The sequence below is a fragment of the Stutzerimonas stutzeri genome (assembly GCF_000590475.1).
Classification (GTDB): Bacteria; Pseudomonadota; Gammaproteobacteria; order Pseudomonadales; family Pseudomonadaceae; genus Stutzerimonas; species Stutzerimonas stutzeri_D.
This window is the reverse complement of sequence record NZ_CP007441.1, coordinates 4,364,234-4,381,495: the sequence shown is the minus strand read 5'-3', so window position 1 is coordinate 4,381,495 and position 17,262 is coordinate 4,364,234. Positions and strand designations below refer to the sequence as shown.

The 17,262-nt window shown below is 61.2% G+C and carries 15 protein-coding genes and 1 pseudogene; 11 read left to right on the top strand and 5 right to left on the bottom strand.

The features are described from left to right. Window positions 1-23: 23 nt before the first annotated feature. Window positions 24-413, top strand: a complete 390-nt coding sequence (gene gcvH / locus CH92_RS19845; RefSeq protein WP_025243503.1) for a glycine cleavage system protein GcvH — start codon at window positions 24-26, stop codon at window positions 411-413. Between the two features lie 104 nt (window positions 414-517). Beyond that, a complete protein-coding gene (gcvP, locus tag CH92_RS19840; RefSeq protein WP_025243502.1) occupies window positions 518-3,394 on the top strand; it encodes an aminomethyl-transferring glycine dehydrogenase in 2,877 nt (958 codons plus the stop codon). 97 nt (window positions 3,395-3,491) lie between these two features. Here gcvP and yihA read toward each other — a convergent pair whose 3' ends face one another. After that, the gene (yihA, locus tag CH92_RS19835; protein WP_025243501.1) at window positions 3,492-4,133 is read right to left on the bottom strand and encodes a ribosome biogenesis GTP-binding protein YihA/YsxC; all 642 of its coding nucleotides are present in this window, start codon (window positions 4,131-4,133) and stop codon (window positions 3,492-3,494) included. Between the two features lie 261 nt (window positions 4,134-4,394). Between yihA and CH92_RS19830 the strand changes: the two genes are divergently transcribed. The 5 genes from CH92_RS19830 to CH92_RS19810 all read left to right on the top strand — a co-directional run bounded on the left by CH92_RS19830 (window position 4,395) and on the right by CH92_RS19810 (window position 9,487). After that, window positions 4,395-5,027: a c-type cytochrome gene (locus tag CH92_RS19830; RefSeq protein WP_025243500.1), complete on the top strand. Its 633-nt coding sequence runs from the start codon at window positions 4,395-4,397 to the stop codon at window positions 5,025-5,027. A 182-nt stretch (window positions 5,028-5,209) separates the two neighbouring features. Next, window positions 5,210-5,839: a thiol:disulfide interchange protein DsbA/DsbL gene (locus CH92_RS19825; protein ID WP_025243499.1), complete on the top strand. Its 630-nt coding sequence runs from the start codon at window positions 5,210-5,212 to the stop codon at window positions 5,837-5,839. A 6-nt stretch (window positions 5,840-5,845) separates the two neighbouring features. Next, window positions 5,846-6,715 (top strand): endonuclease/exonuclease/phosphatase family protein, encoded by an 870-nt coding sequence (locus CH92_RS19820; protein WP_038623188.1) that lies wholly within the window; start codon window positions 5,846-5,848, stop codon window positions 6,713-6,715. Beyond that, window positions 6,712-8,565, top strand: a complete 1,854-nt coding sequence (locus CH92_RS19815) for a GGDEF domain-containing protein (protein ID WP_025243497.1) — start codon at window positions 6,712-6,714, stop codon at window positions 8,563-8,565. The genes CH92_RS19820 and CH92_RS19815 overlap by 4 nt, the downstream gene beginning before the upstream one ends. 142 nt (window positions 8,566-8,707) lie before the next feature. Next, window positions 8,708-9,487 carry an N-acetylmuramoyl-L-alanine amidase gene (locus CH92_RS19810; protein WP_025243496.1) on the top strand — a complete coding sequence of 260 codons (780 nt, stop codon included), beginning with the start codon at window positions 8,708-8,710 and terminating at the stop codon, window positions 9,485-9,487. A 7-nt stretch (window positions 9,488-9,494) separates the two neighbouring features. Here CH92_RS19810 and CH92_RS19805 read toward each other — a convergent pair whose 3' ends face one another. From CH92_RS19805 to algB, 3 genes are read right to left on the bottom strand one after another with little or no spacing between them, the layout of a single operon-like run. Beyond that, window positions 9,495-9,902: a DUF1330 domain-containing protein gene (locus tag CH92_RS19805; RefSeq protein ID WP_025243495.1), complete on the bottom strand. Its 408-nt coding sequence runs from the start codon at window positions 9,900-9,902 to the stop codon at window positions 9,495-9,497. Window positions 9,903-9,937: 35 nt separating this feature from the next. Further along, the gene (locus CH92_RS19800) at window positions 9,938-11,725 is read right to left on the bottom strand and encodes a KinB sensor domain-containing domain (RefSeq protein ID WP_025243494.1); all 1,788 of its coding nucleotides are present in this window, start codon (window positions 11,723-11,725) and stop codon (window positions 9,938-9,940) included. Beyond that, window positions 11,722-13,068 (bottom strand): sigma-54-dependent response regulator transcription factor AlgB, encoded by a 1,347-nt coding sequence (gene algB, locus CH92_RS19795; protein WP_025243493.1) that lies wholly within the window; start codon window positions 13,066-13,068, stop codon window positions 11,722-11,724. Before algB ends, CH92_RS19800 begins: the two co-directional genes overlap by 4 nt. 294 nt (window positions 13,069-13,362) lie before the next feature. On the opposite strand from algB, the gene CH92_RS19790 reads away from it, so the two are divergent. From CH92_RS19790 to CH92_RS19775, 4 genes are all read left to right on the top strand, one after another. After that, on the top strand, window positions 13,363-13,797 hold the full coding sequence (locus CH92_RS19790) for a ferritin-like domain-containing protein (RefSeq protein ID WP_025243492.1): 435 nt from the start codon (window positions 13,363-13,365) through the stop codon (window positions 13,795-13,797). Between the two features lie 201 nt (window positions 13,798-13,998). Further along, on the top strand, window positions 13,999-14,235 hold the full coding sequence (locus CH92_RS19785; RefSeq protein WP_025243491.1) for a hypothetical protein: 237 nt from the start codon (window positions 13,999-14,001) through the stop codon (window positions 14,233-14,235). 75 nt (window positions 14,236-14,310) lie between these two features. Continuing rightward, the gene (locus CH92_RS21775; RefSeq protein ID WP_003282841.1) at window positions 14,311-14,481 is read left to right on the top strand and encodes a DUF1328 domain-containing protein; all 171 of its coding nucleotides are present in this window, start codon (window positions 14,311-14,313) and stop codon (window positions 14,479-14,481) included. Window positions 14,482-14,969: 488 nt separating this feature from the next. After that, the gene (locus tag CH92_RS19775) at window positions 14,970-16,199 is read left to right on the top strand and encodes a nucleoside recognition domain-containing protein (RefSeq protein ID WP_025243490.1); all 1,230 of its coding nucleotides are present in this window, start codon (window positions 14,970-14,972) and stop codon (window positions 16,197-16,199) included. Window positions 16,200-16,257: 58 nt separating this feature from the next. Here the strand turns inward: CH92_RS19775 and CH92_RS19770 are convergent. Then, window positions 16,258-17,261: pseudogene (locus CH92_RS19770) on the bottom strand (AbrB family transcriptional regulator). Between the last annotated feature and the right edge of the window lies 1 nt (window position 17,262).

The following is a 17,262-nucleotide window of genomic DNA, read 5'->3' as shown; positions in this document are numbered from 1 at the left end:
ATAGCTTTTTTGAGGACATACGAATGAGCGACATCCCCAGCGATCTGCGTTACGCCGCCAGCCACGAGTGGGCCCGTCTTGAAGCCGACGGCAGTGTAACCGTCGGTATCTCTGACCATGCCCAGGAAGCGCTGGGTGACGTGGTCTATGTGGAACTGCCGGAGGTCGGCCAGCAGCTCACCGCCGGCCAACAGGCGGGTGTGGTGGAATCGGTGAAGGCCGCCTCGGACATCTACGCGCCGATTTCCGGAGAAGTGGTTGCGGTCAACGAGCAGCTCACCGACTCACCGGAGATGGTCAACAGTGAGCCCTATGGCAGCTGGTTCTTCCGGCTCCAGCCGACCGACGCTTCGGAGCTGGACAAGCTGCTCGACGCCGCGGCTTACAAGGCTTCCTGCGACGCCGAAGCCTAAGCGTTCCCATCAAAAGCCTCGCGATGCAGGTATGTGAAAATCGATCACATCGGTTTTCACAATAGCCTGCGTTTAGGGGCTTTCCTTTTTTCGAGAGAGCAGTGATGTCCCAAGTGCCGCGCCTTTCCCAGCTCCAGCAACCTGACGCCTTTTTGCGTCGCCATCTCGGTCCCGATGCGGCTGAGCAGCAGGCCATGCTCGACGCGCTGGGGTTGTCCAGCCGTGAGCAGCTGGTCGAACAGACCGTGCCGCCGGCGATCCGCCTTAAGGGCGAGTTGGCATTACCGCCAGCGCTGGACGAACAGGCCGCACTGGCGCGGCTGCGCAGCTATGCCGAGCAGAACCAACTCTGGACCAGCCTGATCGGCATGGGTTATCACGGCACCATCACGCCGCCGGTAATCCTACGCAACGTGCTGGAGAACCCGGGCTGGTACACCGCCTATACCCCCTATCAGCCGGAAATCGCTCAGGGCCGTCTGGAGGCGCTGCTGAATTTCCAACAGCTGACCATCGATCTTACCGGGCTGGACCTGGCCAACGCCTCGCTGCTCGATGAGGCGACCGCTGCGGCCGAAGGGATGACACTGGCGCGGCGCATGGCCAAGAGCAAGAGCAACCGCTTCTTCGTCGATGAGAACTGCCACCCGCAGACGCTCTCTGTAGTGCAGACCCGTGCCGAAGCCTTCGGCTTTGAGCTGGTGGTCGGCCCGATCGACGATATCGCGGCGCAGGAGGTGTTCGGCGCGCTGCTGCAATACCCCGACACTCACGGCGAGATCCGCGATTTGCGCCCGGCGATCGAGGCGCTGCATGCCCAGCAGGCGCTGGCCTGTGTCGCAGCCGATCTGCTCAGCCTGCTGCTGCTGACGCCGCCGGGCGAACTTGGCGCTGATGTGGTGCTCGGTTCGACCCAGCGCTTCGGCGTGCCGATGGGCTACGGCGGGCCGCATGCGGCCTATTTCGCCACGCGTGACGCGTTCAAGCGTGCCATGCCTGGACGAATCATCGGCGTGTCCAAGGATGCCCGCGGCAACACGGCGCTACGCATGGCGCTGCAGACGCGCGAGCAGCACATCCGTCGTGAGAAGGCCAACTCCAACATCTGCACCGCCCAGGTGCTGCTGGCCAACATCGCCAGCTGCTACGCGGTGTATCACGGTCCCGAAGGGCTCAAGCGCATCGCCCAGCGCACCCATCGACTGACTGCGATTCTGGCAAGCGCGCTGGAGCGACACGGAATCAAGCGCCTCAACCAGCATTTCTTCGACACCCTGACCCTCGAGGTGGGCGGCGCTCAGACCGCTATCCTCGAAAGTGCCCAGGCCGCACGGATCAATCTACGCATCCTCGGTCGCGGCAAGCTGGGCGTTAGCCTCGACGAAACGTGCAACGAGCAGACCGTGGAGCAGTTGCTGGCGGTGTTCCTCGGCGCCGACCACGGACTGGACATCGCCACGCTGGACGCCGGCGACATCGTCAGCGGCATTCCGGCCGAGCTGCAGCGCAGCAGCGCTTATCTGACGCACCCGGTGTTCAATACCCACCACAGCGAAACCGAGATGCTGCGCTACCTCAAGCAGCTGGAAAACAAGGACCTGGCGCTGAACCAGGCGATGATCCCGCTCGGTTCTTGCACCATGAAGCTGAACGCCACGAGCGAGATGATCCCCATCACCTGGCCTGAATTCGCCAACCTGCATCCGTTCGCACCGCAGGAGCAGGCCCAGGGCTACAAGCTGATGATCGACGAGCTGGAGGCTTGGCTCTGTGCGATCACCGGCTTCGACGCTATCTCGATGCAGCCAAATTCGGGCGCACAAGGTGAGTACGCCGGGCTGGTGGCGATCCGCAAATACCACGAGAGTCGTGGCGAAGGGCAGCGTGACATCTGCCTGATTCCTTCATCGGCGCACGGCACCAACCCGGCCTCGGCGCAGATGGTCAGCATGCGCGTGGTGATCGTCGAGTGCGACAAAGCGGGTAACGTCGACCTGGAGGACCTCAAGCGTAAGGCCGCCGAGGCCGGCGACAAGCTGTCCTGCCTGATGATCACCTACCCGTCGACCCACGGCGTCTACGAAGAAGGGATTCGCGAGATCTGCGAGGCGGTCCATGCCCAGGGCGGCCAGGTCTACATGGATGGCGCCAACCTCAATGCCCAGGTTGGCCTGGCACGACCGGCCGATATCGGCGCGGACGTCTCGCACATGAACTTGCACAAGACCTTCTGCATACCTCACGGTGGCGGCGGTCCGGGCATGGGCCCGATCGGCATCAAGGCGCACCTGCAGCCGTTCGTGTCCAACCATCCGGTGATCGAGTTGCAAGGGCCGAATCCGCAGAACAGTGCGGTCAGCGCGGCGCCTTGGGGCAGTGCGAGCATTCTGCCGATCAGTTGGATGTATATCGCCATGATGGGACCGCAGCTGCGCGATGCCACCGAGGTCGCGATCCTCAGCGCGAACTACCTGGCGATGCGTCTGGGAGATGCGTTCCCGGTGCTCTACAGCGGCCGTAACGGCCGCGTGGCGCATGAATGCATCATCGACCTTCGACCACTCAAGGCGCAGACCGGCATCACCGAAGAGGACGTCGCCAAGCGCCTGATCGACTATGGCTTTCACGCGCCGACCATGTCGTTCCCGGTGCCGGGTACGCTGATGATCGAGCCGACCGAAAGCGAGTCGAAGGTGGAGCTGGATCGCTTCGTCGAGGCGATGCTGAGTATTCGCGCTGAAATCGCCAAGGTCGAGGACGGTGCCTGGTCGGCCGAGGACAACCCGCTGGTGCGCGCACCGCATACCCTGGCGGACGTGACCCACCCGTGGGATCGCCCGTACAGCATCGCCGAAGGGGTGACGCCAAGCGCGCACACCCAGGCGCACAAGTATTGGCCGGCGGTAAATCGGGTCGACAACGTCTTCGGTGATCGCAACCTGTTCTGCGCCTGCGTGCCAGTCGAGGATTACCGGGACTGAACGCCGGAATGTAGGGTGGACGTCGCTTTTTACATCCACCGCGATTTCCGCAGGGTGGATTGCTAAACGCGATCCGCCTTGCGGCGTTGTTGCAGCGTCAGTCTTGCTCTTCTGCGTCTTCTTCCAGCATTCCAAGCAACTGAGCCAGTTTCAGTTGCGCTTCCTCCACACCTTGCCGCTTCGGGGCTGAAAACAGCTGAACGCTGACGCCGTCTCCCCAGCCTTTGCGAATGTCGCGCTGAATCGCCAGCAGAGCGTTTTTCGCCGCTCCGAAGGCGAGTTTGTCGGACTTGGTCAGCAGGATGTGCAGTGGCATCTCGCTGGCGCTGGACCAGTCGAGCATCATCCGGTCGAATTCCGTCAGCGGATGGCGAATGTCCATCATCAGAAACACGCCGGCTAGGCTCTCGCGGCTGCTCAGATAAGCCTCAAGGTGACGTTGCCAGTGTTGCTTCAACGGGATCGGCACTTTGGCGTAGCCATAGCCGGGGAGATCGACCAGTCGGTGATCATCATCGAGGCGGAAGAAATTGAGCAGCTGGGTACGTCCCGGCGTCTTCGACGTGCGGGCGAGGCTGGCGTGGGTGAGGGTGTTTAGCGCGCTGGACTTGCCCGCATTCGACCGACCGGCGAAAGCGACTTCAAGGCCCTCGTCAGCCGGGCATTGGTCGACCTTGGCGGCGCTGGTCATGAACGTGGCTTGCTGGCAGAGGCCGAGAATCGGGTTTTTGGGGAGCATGGGGTTTCCGGTGAGTGCGCGGGGTGCGGCAATGGTTCATTTCCGTTTCAAGAGCGCCAGTATATAATGCCGCAGATTTTGTGTGCGCTTTGGTCTTAAAACCGCCCTGTCAGACGGTTCCCTGACTGTCGAAAAGGACACGTCAATAGGCCGTTCGAGTGCCAGATCAGACGCCACTTTTAACGAGCAGGCCATGGCCCCCGCGGTAGGCCTGCCGAATAAGATGTCTTTAAACCCCTTTAGCCGTAGTTGGATGAGCTGATGAACAAAGTACTCGTGAGTCTGCTGTTGACCCTTGGCATCACCGGTATCGCCCAAGCGGCTGGAAATGCCGAAGCCGGTAAAGAGAAGGTTGCAGTTTGTGGCGCTTGCCACGGTGCCGATGGCAACAGTGCCGCACCGAACTTCCCTAAACTGGCAGGCCAAGGCGAGCGCTATCTGTTCAAACAGCTGCAAGACATCAAGGCCGGCAGCAGTCCTACCGCCGAGCCTGGCGTTGGCCGCAAGGTGCTGGAAATGACTGGCATCCTCGAGCCCTACAGCGATCAGGATCTTCAGGACATCGCCGCCTATTTCGCCAGCCAGAAGATGACCGTTGGCATGGCGGACCCGGCATTGGTTGCGCAAGGCGAGGAGCTCTTCCGAGGTGGCAAGGTTGAGGATGGCATGCCAGCCTGCACTGGCTGCCACTCGCCAAATGGAGTGGGTAACAATCTGGCGGGCTTCCCGCATCTGGGTGGCCAGCACGCAGCATACACAGCCAAGCAGTTGACCGAGTTCCGCGAAGGCAACCGCACGAATGATGGCGATGCGGCGATCATGCGCACGGTTGCGTCCAAGCTGAGCAACAAGGATATCGAAGCCTTGTCGAGTTACATTCAAGGTCTGCACTGAGGGTATCGGTTGCGGCCGGCAGCAAGGGCGTTTAGGTCGAGAACCTGAACGCCTTTTTTGTTTTTGGCGCCGCTACAATGATTGTCAAGATATTGAAAAGCGCCGAAAAGCGCTGGCGAGCAGGCATGAATTGCTGCAGCCTGTGGCGCTATCGGTCAGCCGTTCAAAGCCAAGGAGTCATCATGCGTAAACTCGTTCTCAGTGCCGTTCTTGTTACCGCCAGCCTGTTCGGTTTGTCCGCTCACGCGGCGGATTTTCAGGCGGGCAAGGAGTATGTGGAACTCAAGACTCCAGTACCGGTGGCCGAGCCGGGCAAAATCGAGGTAGTCGAGCTGTTCTGGTACGGCTGCCCACATTGCTATCAATTCGAGCCGACGATCAATCCCTGGATCGCGCAGCTTCCGGACGACGTGGATTTCAAGCGTATCCCCGCCATGTTCGGCGGGGTCTGGAATGTCCATGGTCAGATGTTCCTGGCGCTGGAGTCGATGGGCGTCGAGCAGAAGGTTCATGACGCAGTCTTCAATGCCTATCACCGCGACGGCAACAAACTGGACACTCCTGAAAAGATGGCCGAGTTCCTTGCGGGTCAGGGCGTAGATTCGGAGGCGTTTCTGAAGGCCTACAACTCGTTCGGCGTGAAGAGCCGTGCGGAGCAGGCCAAGAAGCTGGCCATGTCCTACCAGATCACCGGAGTGCCGGTGATGATCGTCGATGGCAAGTACCGTTTCGACATCGGCTCCGCGGGTGGTCCGCAACGTGCGCTGGAGGTTGCCGATTTCCTGATCGAAAAAGAACGCGCAGCGCGGTAAGCACCTATGTTGCGCCGTTGGAGTTCACCGCGTCTGGCCGGGCCTCGCCAGGCGAGCGTCAATCCACTCTGTCTGGACTCCAGCGGGCTCCCCTCTGATGGTCGGTTGCGCCTGCTCAGCTTCAACATCCAGGTCGGTATCAGTACCGAGCGCTACCATCATTATCTGACCCGAAGCTGGCAGCATCTGTTGCCGCATCCGGGGCGGGCAGGAAACCTCCAGCGCATTGGCGACCTGCTTGGTAACCACGACCTGGTGGCGCTGCAGGAAGCTGACGGCGGCAGCTTGCGTTCCGGCTACATCAATCAGGTCGAACAGCTCGCTCAGCTCGGGGCCTTCCCTTACTGGTATCAGCAGCTGAACCGCAATCTCGGCCGTTTTGCTCAGCACAGTAACGGCGTGCTCAGCCGTCTCGAGCCGCAGGTGCTGGAAGATCACCCACTGCCCGGTCCGTCCGGTCGCGGTGCCATCCTGCTGCGCTTCGGCGAAGGTGAGGATGCGTTGGTGGTGGTGGTCATGCATCTGGCGCTTGGCGGCGGCGTCAGAACGCGTCAGCTGGCCTATATCCGCGAGCTGATCGGCGGCTATCGTCATCAGGTGCTGATGGGCGACATGAATACCCATGCCAGTGATTTGCTCGAGCATTCACCGCTACGCGACCTTGGGCTGCAGGCACCGCAGATCCAGGCGACTTTCCCCAGTTGGCGTCCGCAGCGTTGTCTCGACCACATATTGCTGAGCTCCAGCCTGACGCTCGAGCGCGTCGACGTATTGGCGCAGGCCAGCTCCGATCACTTGCCGGTCGCCGTGGAGATTCGTCTGCCCGATGCGTTGCGTGGTGATAGGTTGCCCGTTGCGGCGGGTGCGTCGGAATGAGCGATGAGGCACTGCGCTGGAAAGAGAAATATTTGCACTCGCTGGAACAGCAGGAGCAGCTCGAGAAGGGCTGGAATACGCGGCTGGACCTGCTGCGTCGTAGCTTGGTACGCAGCAGTTTTGCCGTGGACGGTGCCGATCCAGCTGTCGAGCAGTGCATGCGCGAGCTGCGTGATGTACTGCGTGACGATGTTCGAGACGATCGGCTGGGTGCCCTGGTCCCGCGGCTCGAGCGAGCGGTGTTGGATACGGAACGCAGCAAGCAGGAACGCCTCAAGCGGCTGACCGAGGCGCTTGATCAGTTGGCTGGGCAACTGCTTGAATTGCCGCTACCCAGCGAAATCCGCGGCCCATTGAAGAGGTTCTCACGCCAGCTCGATGAGCGCGCCGCCCAGTCTCGCGAGCTACCCGGCCTGTTGAGCGAGCTTGGCGAATTCCAGCGTAAGGCGCTGGCAGCGCAGACGGTGGATGTATCTCCTTCGGGGGGCCTGCTAAGTCGTTTGTTCGGCCCGCGCGGGCGCACCGCTGAGGCGGCTTCGGATCTTGCACGTGAGTCGTTATCGGTCGTTGTGGAGCCAAAGGATACGCTTCCAGGCCTGGTCGCTCAGGAGCAGTGCGCAACGGCCGAGCAGGCGCAGCAGCCGGCAGTCGTGGTTCCCCGTACGACGGAATCTGAAGAGGCTCAGGATGCCGCTGATGTCGCGTCACAGCCCCACGAAGAAGACTTCATCCCGGCAGGATCAGCAGCTCCTGCGGTGGCTCAGGAGGCTGATCCGTATCGTTTGCCCCCTTCGCCGGAGCAGGCCTACAGCGCCATCGCCGAACGTGTCGAGTCGACCCTGGTCGGTCTTCTCGATGACTTGCAGCTACCCGAACACCAGCAGCCTCAGGCGCAGGGCCTGCGTGACCGGATAGAGCAGGGTTTGAACTGGTATGAGCTGGTACCGGTGTTGGATGATCTGGCTCAACTGATGCTCGCCGTCGCTGACCAGGGGCAGCGGGAATTCGAGAGCTATCTGAAGCTGCTGAATGAACGTCTAGCCACGATGCAGGACAGCCTCAGCGCGGCACGAGAAGGGCACGTCCAGAGCAAGGAAACGGCTCTGGCGCTGGACGAGCAGCTGCGCCAGCAGGTCGGCGGGCTGCAAAGTAGCATGCTCGAAGCCAAGGATCTGCCGAGTTTGAAGCAGGCAGTTCAGACCCGGTTGGATGGGCTGTTGGAGACGGTTGACGTTTACCAGCGCCAGCGCGGTGAGCACGAGCAACAGTTGAGTGAGCGACTCAGCACGCTGATCGGGCGTGTCGCGAGTCTTGAGCAATCGGCCGCCGGGATGCGCGAGCATCTCGAGGAACAACGACAGAAAGCCTTGCGGGACCCGCTGACCGAGCTACCCAATCGCGCCGGCTGGGACGAGCGTCTGGAGCTGGAAGTCGCGCGCCAGCAGCGCTATGGCGGCCAACTGCTGCTGGCTGTGCTCGATGTGGATCATTTCAAACGTATCAATGACAGTTTCGGCCATCTTGCTGGTGATCGGGTACTGAAGATCATCGCCAACGAGTTGCGCAAACGGCTGCGCAAGACCGACTTCATCGCCCGTTTCGGTGGCGAAGAGTTCACCCTGTTGCTTCCAGAGACGCCGATCGAGGCGGGGCACCAGTTACTCGATAGCTTGCGCTCGAGCATTCAGGATTGCCCGTTCCACTTCAAGGGCGCGCGTATTCAGGTGACGCTGTCGGGTGGGATTGCAGGTTTCGCTGCGACTGACAGTGCCGAACAGGTATTCGAGCGCGCCGACCAGGCGCTTTACCGGGCCAAAGGTGCCGGACGCAACCGTATCGAAGCGGACTGACCGGTCGCACTGGAGCTACCCGGTCACCTCGGTATAATCCTGCGCCTTGTTCTGCGCCACTTCTCGGCGTTGTCATGCGAGTAATTGACCGCTCGATTCAAGCTGAAATCTGCGTCATATCGTTGTCGACCAGAGGTACCGAATGAAAGCCTTGATCCTCGCCGCGTTTGCCTTGTTGCTGGCGGGCTGCGCCAGTGGGCCACGTATCGATACCCGCTATACGTCGCTGGGCCAGGACAGCCGGGCTCAGTTTATCGTCTTGCATTACACGTCCAGTGACCTGCCGCGCTCGCTCGAAATTCTCAAGGGCAATGACGTCAGCAGCCATTACCTCATTGGTGAGTCGCCCGCGACCATCTACCGGTTGGTCGATGAAAACCGCCGTGCCTGGCACGCCGGCGAGAGCCAGTGGATGGGGCGGACGTGGCTCAACTCCAGCTCCATTGGTATCGAGATGATCAACCGTGGCTATATCGAAGACGCGCAGGGGCGGCGGCTTTGGTACCCCTATTCCGAGCAACAGATCGATGCGCTGATTGTGTTGCTCAAGGACATCATGCAGCGCCACGGCCTCAACCCCGGCGCCATCGTCGGTCACAGCGACATCGCGCCGCAGCGCAAGGTCGATCCCGGTCCGCTGTTTCCCTGGAAGCGTCTGGCCGACGCCGGGCTGGTGCCCTGGCCGGACGCCGCTACGGTCGAGCGCCAGCGCAGCCTGTTCGCGCAAGAGCTGCCGAACGTGGCCTGGTTTCAGGTTCAGCTCGCCAGACAGGGCTACAAGGTGCCTGAACACGGTCATCTGGATCTGGAAACGCGTAATGTGATCGAGGCGTTTCAGATGAAATATCGCCCAGCCCGCTTCGATGGCGAGCCGGACGCCGAAACCGCAGCGATTCTCGCAGCGCTTGCAGTGCAGCCCTGACGCATCGTCAGGCGCGAGGGGAACAAGCGATCAATCGCGAGTCGGCCAGCGCAGCGGTGCGATGGAAGGTTGCCGCTCGGTATTCCTCATCCGCCAGCATCGCCAGGAAGGCGTCCGGCGAGGGGTATCGCACCAGCAACATTTCATCCCAGTGTTCCTGCTCCGGCGCGATCAGTGCCAGCTGAGCGGTAGCCGCCAACTGGACGTCGCCTCCCGCCGCTCGCACTTTGCGTATGGCGGTGCGGCTATAGCGTGCATAGGCCTCCTGGCCGCTGCATGGCGCCTGGTCGCTGTCGGCCGGATAAGCTGCTTGCCGGTTGAAGCGCAGCAGATTGAGCATCAGGATCGGCTCGCCGGCCGGCATGTGCTCGGCGAAGCGTTTCAGTTGGTCGGCGCTGGGGTTGAGGCTGGGCATGGGGGGCTCCTTGTTGTTCTTCCGCCCCCGCTGGCTCAGATCGGCAGGGCGATATAGAAGATGGTGCCGTGACCGATTCGCGAATGCACGCCGATACGACCACCATGCAGCTGCGCAATCTCCTTGCATAAGGCCAAGCCCAGTCCGGCCCCCCCTCGGCGACGGCCGATCTGTACGAACGGCTCGAAAATTCGCGCTTGCTGGCTGTACGGAATGCCCTCGCCGTTGTCCTCGACGCTGAGGATCACTCGCTCGCCGTGATGCCGTGCCAGCAGTCGGATCTCTCCGCCGTCCGGTGTGTGCCGCAGTGCATTGCTCATCAGGTTATCGAGCATCCGTTCCATCTGTTGCCGATCCAGCAACAGGCTAGGCAGGGGCGATTGCAGTTCAAGTCTGATATCGACCTCGTTCTGTGCCGCGGCGGCCTGGAAGCGCTGCCGCGCTTGTTCTAGAAGCTCGGCCGGTTCACATGGCATCCGTTCGAGCTTTTGCTGGCCGCTCTGGTAGCGCGAGAAGTTCAGCAGGTCGTTGATCAGCGTGACCAGGCGTTGCATCTCCTCGTGCACGGTGCTGAATAGGTCGGCTTCGCGGCTGGTGTCCGGATAATGAGTCCGCTCGCGCAGCAGGCTGAACGCCATTTGCATGCCGGTTACCGGGGTACGCAATTCGTGAGAGGCACGCAGGACGAATTCGTTGCGCACGCGTTCGAAGGTACGCTGGTCGGTGACGTCGTGCAGCACCATGACCGCGCCGCTGATACGTCCATCGTGATGGTTCACTGGGCTCATGCGCCACGACAGCAGCCGGTGCTCACCATCGGCTTCGATTACCAGATCTTCCGGCGGGCCGGACAACGGCTTGTCGTCCAGCACCTGCTGGGCAGCCTCGTCCAGCTCCGGATAGCCGAGCGCTTGGCCGAGGGTCGAGCCCAGATGCTCGCTTTCCCAGGCCAGCTGCCGTTGTGCGACCGGATTGGCATGCTCCAGCCGACCCTGGCGATCGATAATCAGCAAACCATCGTCGATGCTGTCCAACAGCGCTTGCAAGCGTTGTTGGCCATCGACCAGCGCCTCGACATTGGTCTGTTTGAACTCGTGCAGGGCCTGTGCCATCAAGCCGAAGCGGCGGATCAGCGAAGACAGCTCGGCGATCGGAGAAGCAGGTAAGTGGATGTTGAAATCGCCGCGCCCGATCTGGTCGGCCACCCGGGATAACTGTTCGATGGGATCACCGAAGCGTCGAGCGAAGCTGTGTGCAGTGATAAAGCCGATCAGCAACACTGCAATGCCGGTCAGACCGAGCAGCCCAGCGAGTAACTGTGCCCGTTCACGACTGCGAATCTCGGTGTCGCGGATCTGGGCATAGGCGCTCTGCTGCATGTCGACCATCAACTCGCGCACGCGATTGAAGGCATGACTGGGCGCATTGTCTTCCAGCAGCGACCAGTTCAGGTTGGCGGGGGCTTCCAGCTCCTTGACGAAACTGGCGTACGCATCGCCGATGGCCTGGTACGCCTCTCGGTCGGCCTGCCGAGCCGCCTGTGACAGCCCCTGTGACAGTGCTGTCTGGAATGCGCTGCGGGATTCGTCGAGGGCGGCCTGATCCCGCTTTTCGCGAACCAGTAGCAGAAGGTGATTACTCAGCGCTTGGCGTAATTGCTGGTTGATTTCGATGACGCCAAAGTTTTCCCGGATGAGCTTTTCCTGGCTCTGGGCCATCTGCACCACGCTGATCAGTGCCAGCAACAGCCCCAGCAGCGCTACCGTCATCAGTGCCGAGAAGCCCAGAAACAGGCGGGTTCTCAGCTTCATCTGAAGTCTCATAGGCCGTATTGCTTGCGTTTTCGATAGAGCGTCGAGGCGTCGATGCCGAGAATCCGGGCGGCCTGTTCAAGAGTGTCGCTGGTGCTCAGTACCCCGGAAATATGTGCTTTTTCCAGATCTTCCAGGCTGAGCGGCTCACCGATGCGCGGCGCATTGTTGACGCTTTGGTCGGCCAGACCGAGGTGGGTGACTTCGATCATTTCCTGCGGACAGATGATGCTGGCGCGCTCGACGACGTTGCGCAGCTCCCGTACGTTGCCTGGCCAGCGGTAGGCTTTCAGCGCAGCAATGGAGCTGTCACTGAAGCCTCGCGCTGGACGGCCATAGCTCTTGACGAAGAACGCCAGGAATCGTTCGGCGAGGGTCAGCACGTCCTCTGGCCGCTCGCGCATGGGGGGCAGGTGCAGCGTGATGACATTCAGGCGATAGAGCAGATCTTCGCGGAAACGCCCTTCACGAACCATCTCTTCGAGGTTCAGGTTGGTTGCGGCGAGGATGCGTACGTCTGCGCGCCGTGTGACCGGGTCACCGACGCGCTCGTATTCCTTGTCCTGGATGAATCGGAGCAGTTTTGGCTGTAGAGCCAAGGGAAAATCGCCGATTTCGTCGAGAAACAGGGTTCCGCCATCGGCCTGATTGACCCGCCCCAACGTGCTTTCCGTGGCACCGGTGAACGCGCCGCGGTTGTGTCCGAACAGCTCGCTTTCCATCAGGTCCGCCGACAACGACGGACAGTTGATGGTGATGAAGGCCTTCTTCGCGCGGCGGCTCCAGTTGTGGATCGCCCGGGCCAGCTCGCCCTTGCCGGTGCCGGATTCGCCGAGAATGAGGATATTGGCGTCGGTATCGGCCACCTGTCGCGCGGTCTCCAGCACACTCATCATTGCCGGGCTGTGCGAGCCGAGCGCGTCGCTGCGCTTTTGCACCTCGCCTTCCAGCGCCTCCAGACGTGCCGCCATCTGACGGACTTCCAGTTGCTTGGCCGCCGACAGGCGCAGCTGCTCCGGGCTGCATGGCTTGACCAGATAATCCGCTGCGCCTGCCTGCATGGCATCCACGGCAGTGTCCACGGCCGAATGCGCGGTGACGATCACCACACGCATCCAGGGCGCGAGTACACGCATCTGCTGTAGGACGTCCAACCCGTTGTCTTCGCCGAGGCGCAGGTCAAGAAAGCACAGATCGAACACCTGGCGCTGCAGGATCGCCTCGGCTTGTGAGGCGCTGGCGGCCGTGACCACCGTATAACCGCGATCCTCGAGGCAATAGCGGAAGGTGCGCAGGATCGCGGCCTCGTCATCTACCAGGAGAATGCGGCCACCGGTGTCGGTTGTTTGGTCCATGAATGCTCCAGTTAGGCAAGGCTTGTTTGCTGGCGAATCGGGGTGGAGTGTTTGGGTTTTTGTGTTCGGAAGATGCCGAGTATGGGTCAGCGCCTGCTTTAGTCTACGAAAAGTCTTGCAAGTTGCACGGTGGTGAGGCGCATTTCCTGCAGCATGCAATTAATTTTCAAGCGAAACGGCATGCCAAGCTGCTGATTATAAAGGCACAACGCGGGTCTTTGCGCTGGCACGAGGCTTGCCGCTATTCGTAAGAGCGCCCTGATAGGGCGCATTGCATGGAATTCGGAGGACCTCATGAACGACAACATGACCCAGCTCAACGAGCTGATCGAAATCACCCGCGACGGCCAGCATTTTTATCAGCATGCGCTTGGCGTGGTGGAAGACGTGGAGCTGCAGCACTTGTTTAGAGATATGGCGCAGGCCAAGACCCATATCATCCAGGCGCTTTCGGTGAAAGTCGCTGCCAATCAGGAGCAGCCTGCCCAAGGCGGAACTACGGCCGGCAAGCTTCGCGAGATGTACGCCGACACCAAGGCCCGGCTCGGGCATGCCGATGCAGTGTACATCGACCAACTGGACCAGACCGAGGAGCGCATAATTGCGGCGTTTGAGGACGCGCTGAAAACAGCCCATCCCGACGTCCGGGCGCTTTTAGCCATCGAACTGCCGAAACTGCGTGCCTGTCATGAGCGAATCCATTCACTCAATCATGGCACCTCTAGTTAACGAAAGGCGCTGGGATTAGGCCGTCGTGCAAATCGCCCGGTGCCGACTGGCGGCATCGTGCAATATAAATTGGCGCCCTCGCGTTTTGGATAAATAACTTATTGAATTTAAAGGATAAATTATATTTACAGCGACTGGCATGAGGCCTGCAATATATCCCCTAAGAACAGACATGCACCGCATGCTTAGAAGGAGTTGAGGATGAATCGTCAAGCACGTTTCTCACTGGTAGGCAAAGGTTTCCTGACCGCTGCTGTAGTTACGCTGATCGTTGGCGCCGAGCGGCCGATGTCACAACCGCTCAGCCAGGCACAGCATGAGTCAGCGGAACGAATCCATATGTATGACGCTCAACCAGTAGGGATCGTGCAAACAGGCCCTGCGCCTAAGACGATTGATTATGTGCAGGTGCGGTCGGAACAACGCTGGGTTTTCTAGTGGTAAAGCCGCGAGCCGGATTGTTGCAGATATCGGTCCCGCTGAAGATGTCCTGAACCGAAGAGGAGTTACACCATGCTGAGTTGGGCTATTACGTTCCTGATCATTGCCATCATCGCTGCGGTCCTGGGCTTCGGTGGTATCGCTGGTACCGCAACGGGCATCGCCAAGATCCTGTTCGTGGTGTTCCTGGTGCTGTTTGTCGCTTCGCTGATTTTCGGTCGAGGCCGCGGCCCGCGTGTCTGATGCAACGACGCCGCCCGCAAGGGCGGCTGCAACACCGACGGAGGTAGTACAGGCGGGATGCCAATATTCTGAGGCTTCGCTGCACCGAGGCGAAGCTTGGTAAGAACGACAGGATGATTCGTTCGCGAACATCCGTCAGCCCGTGTAGCGGGGAAGCCAAGGGGTCGGGACGCTCTGTGTGATGGAGTGACCTAGGGGTACAGGGAGTACCTCCTTCACGGACCAGGCTCAGCGAAAGGCAACCGAAGGTGGGCGACCACCTTCGGCTTGCGATGCCCTTCGGCGTGGCCTGCATTTCCGGAATGGGAAATGCGATAGGCTTTTCACCTGACGCGTGCCTGAGCTGGGCTTCCGCGTACATACCCAGCGGCATTGCCGCAAGACGGCTCGCCGTACCCGAGGAATCCTTTTCCTTTCATGGCCCCTGTTCATGGCCGTTCTCCAGCTGCACCGCTATCATCGCGCGCAGTCACTCGTTGGAGAATCACATGCTCAACGGCCTCTGGCTGGGCTTTTTTCTGGTCGCCGCGATTGCTGCGCTTGGGCGATGGCTACTGGGTGGCGACCCAGCGGTGTTCGCCGCGCTGGTGGAAAGCCTCTTCGCCATGGCCAAGCTGGCCGTGGAAATCATGATCGTGCTGTTCGGCACCTTGACGCTCTGGCTGGGCTTCTTGCGCATCGCTGAAAAGGCCGGTCTGATCGAACTGCTGGCCCGTCTGCTGGGGCCGCTGTTCCGCCGCTTGATGCCTGAAGTACCAGCCGGCCACCCAGCGCTGGGATTGATCACGCTCAACTTCGCCGCCAATGGCCTGGGGCTGGACAATGCAGCCACGCCCATTGGCCTTAGGGCTATGCGCGCGCTACAGGAGCTTAATCCCAACAAGGCCGTGGCGAGCAACGCGCAAATCCTGTTTCTGGTGCTCAACACTTCGTCGCTGACGCTGCTACCGGTTTCTATTTTCATGTACCGCGTGCAGCAGGGCGCCGAGGATCCGACTCTGGTGTTTTTGCCGATTCTGTTGGCCACCACCGCTTCGTCCCTGGCGGGCCTGCTGGCGGTGGCGCTGGTGCAGCGCCTACGGATATGGGACCCGGTGGTGCTGGCGTATTTCATTCCCGGTGCGCTGTTGCTCGGGGGCTTCATGGCGCTGCTCGCGGGGCTCTCAGCCACCGCTCTGTCATCGCTGTCATCACTACTCGGCAACCTGACCCTGTTCGGCCTGATCACCACGTTCCTGATCGTCGGGGCGCTGCGCAAGGTGTCGGTTTACGAAAGCTTCGTCGAAGGTGCACAGGAGGGCTTCGACGTCGCCAAGAGCCTGCTGCCTTATCTCATTGCCATGCTTTGCGCGATCGGAGTGTTGCGAGCATCCGGTGCGTTGGACTTCGGGCTGGACGGCATCCGCTGGCTGGTCGAAGCGCTGGGTTGGGATACTCGCTTCGTCGACGCGTTGCCAACGGCGCTGGTCAAGCCGTTTTCCGGCAGCGCCGCACGCGCGATGCTGATCGAGACCATGCAGAATCAGGGTGTCGACAGCTTCCCGGCTTTGGTGGCGGCGACCGTGCAGGGCAGTACCGAGACCACTTTTTATGTATTGGCGGTGTACTTCGGGGCGGTAGGCATCCAGCGCGCCCGACATGCAGTTGGGTGTGCGCTGGCGGCGGATGCGGCCGGGATCGTGGCCGCCATTCTGGTGTGCTATTGGTTCTTCGGCTAAGCGGAGCAGGGGAGTCTGCGCGGAAAAACGGGATAAAAAGAACCCGCCAAACGGCGGGTTAATACGTGGCCCGTTGCCAGAGTCGGAATATCGGCTCAGCCAGGAACATGACGAGGAACAATCGCAACACTTGCAGCGCGGTGACCAGGGCGACCGACAGTTGCAGCGCTTCAGCTGTCAGGCACAGCTCGGTGATACCGCCGGGCATCATCCCCAGCATCAGCGATGTCTGGTTCAGCGTGGCTGCCCAGCCCAGCGCTTCGGCCAGGCCTGCTGCGGCGAGCATCGCCAACAGCGTGAACAGCAGAATGCGCAGCATGAACTGAGGGGCGCTGCGAAAAAACGGCCGGTCGAAATGACAACCCAGCGAGCAGCCGATCAGCCATTGACCGAACTGGCCGACGCCTTGAGGCATGCCCAGATGCAGGTCGAAGACGGCGCTGGCGGCGGCACACACCGTCAGCGGTCCGAGCATCCAGGGATTGGGCTGATCGAGCTTCTTCCACACCAGTGCCAGCAACCCCCCCGCCGGTAGCAGTAGCGCCAGCCATGGCCAGCTGACCGGAGCCGGCGGCGGCGCATCCACCGGCGGCAGGCTCCAGGTGAACACGGCGGGAATGAGCAGTACCACTAGCAACAGCCGCATGCTGTGAGCCGCGGCCACCATTGCCGGCTGCGCGGCGTGCCGGCCGGCCAGGTTGACCATTTCGCTCGCGCCGCCCGGCATGCTGGAGAAGAACGCCGTGGCGCGGTCCGTACCGCTGCGTAGCAGAATGAAAATACCGATCAGGCTCAGCAACAGGGTGCCCAGCGCGCCAGCGAGGATCACCCCGAAATGCTCGACTACCTGCTGCATCACCTCGCTGGTGAAATGCAGACCGATGGCGCTGGCGATCAGCCATTGCCCGGTCTGCCGGCCGCGAGGCACTTCTGCGATCAGCCAGCCGCTGCAGCGCACCGCGATGACCGCCAGCAGCGAGCCGACCATCCAGGGCAGCGGCCAGTTCGCCAGGCTTGCCAGCCAGCAGGCGTCGCCCACCATCCCGGAAGCCAGCGCGGCATC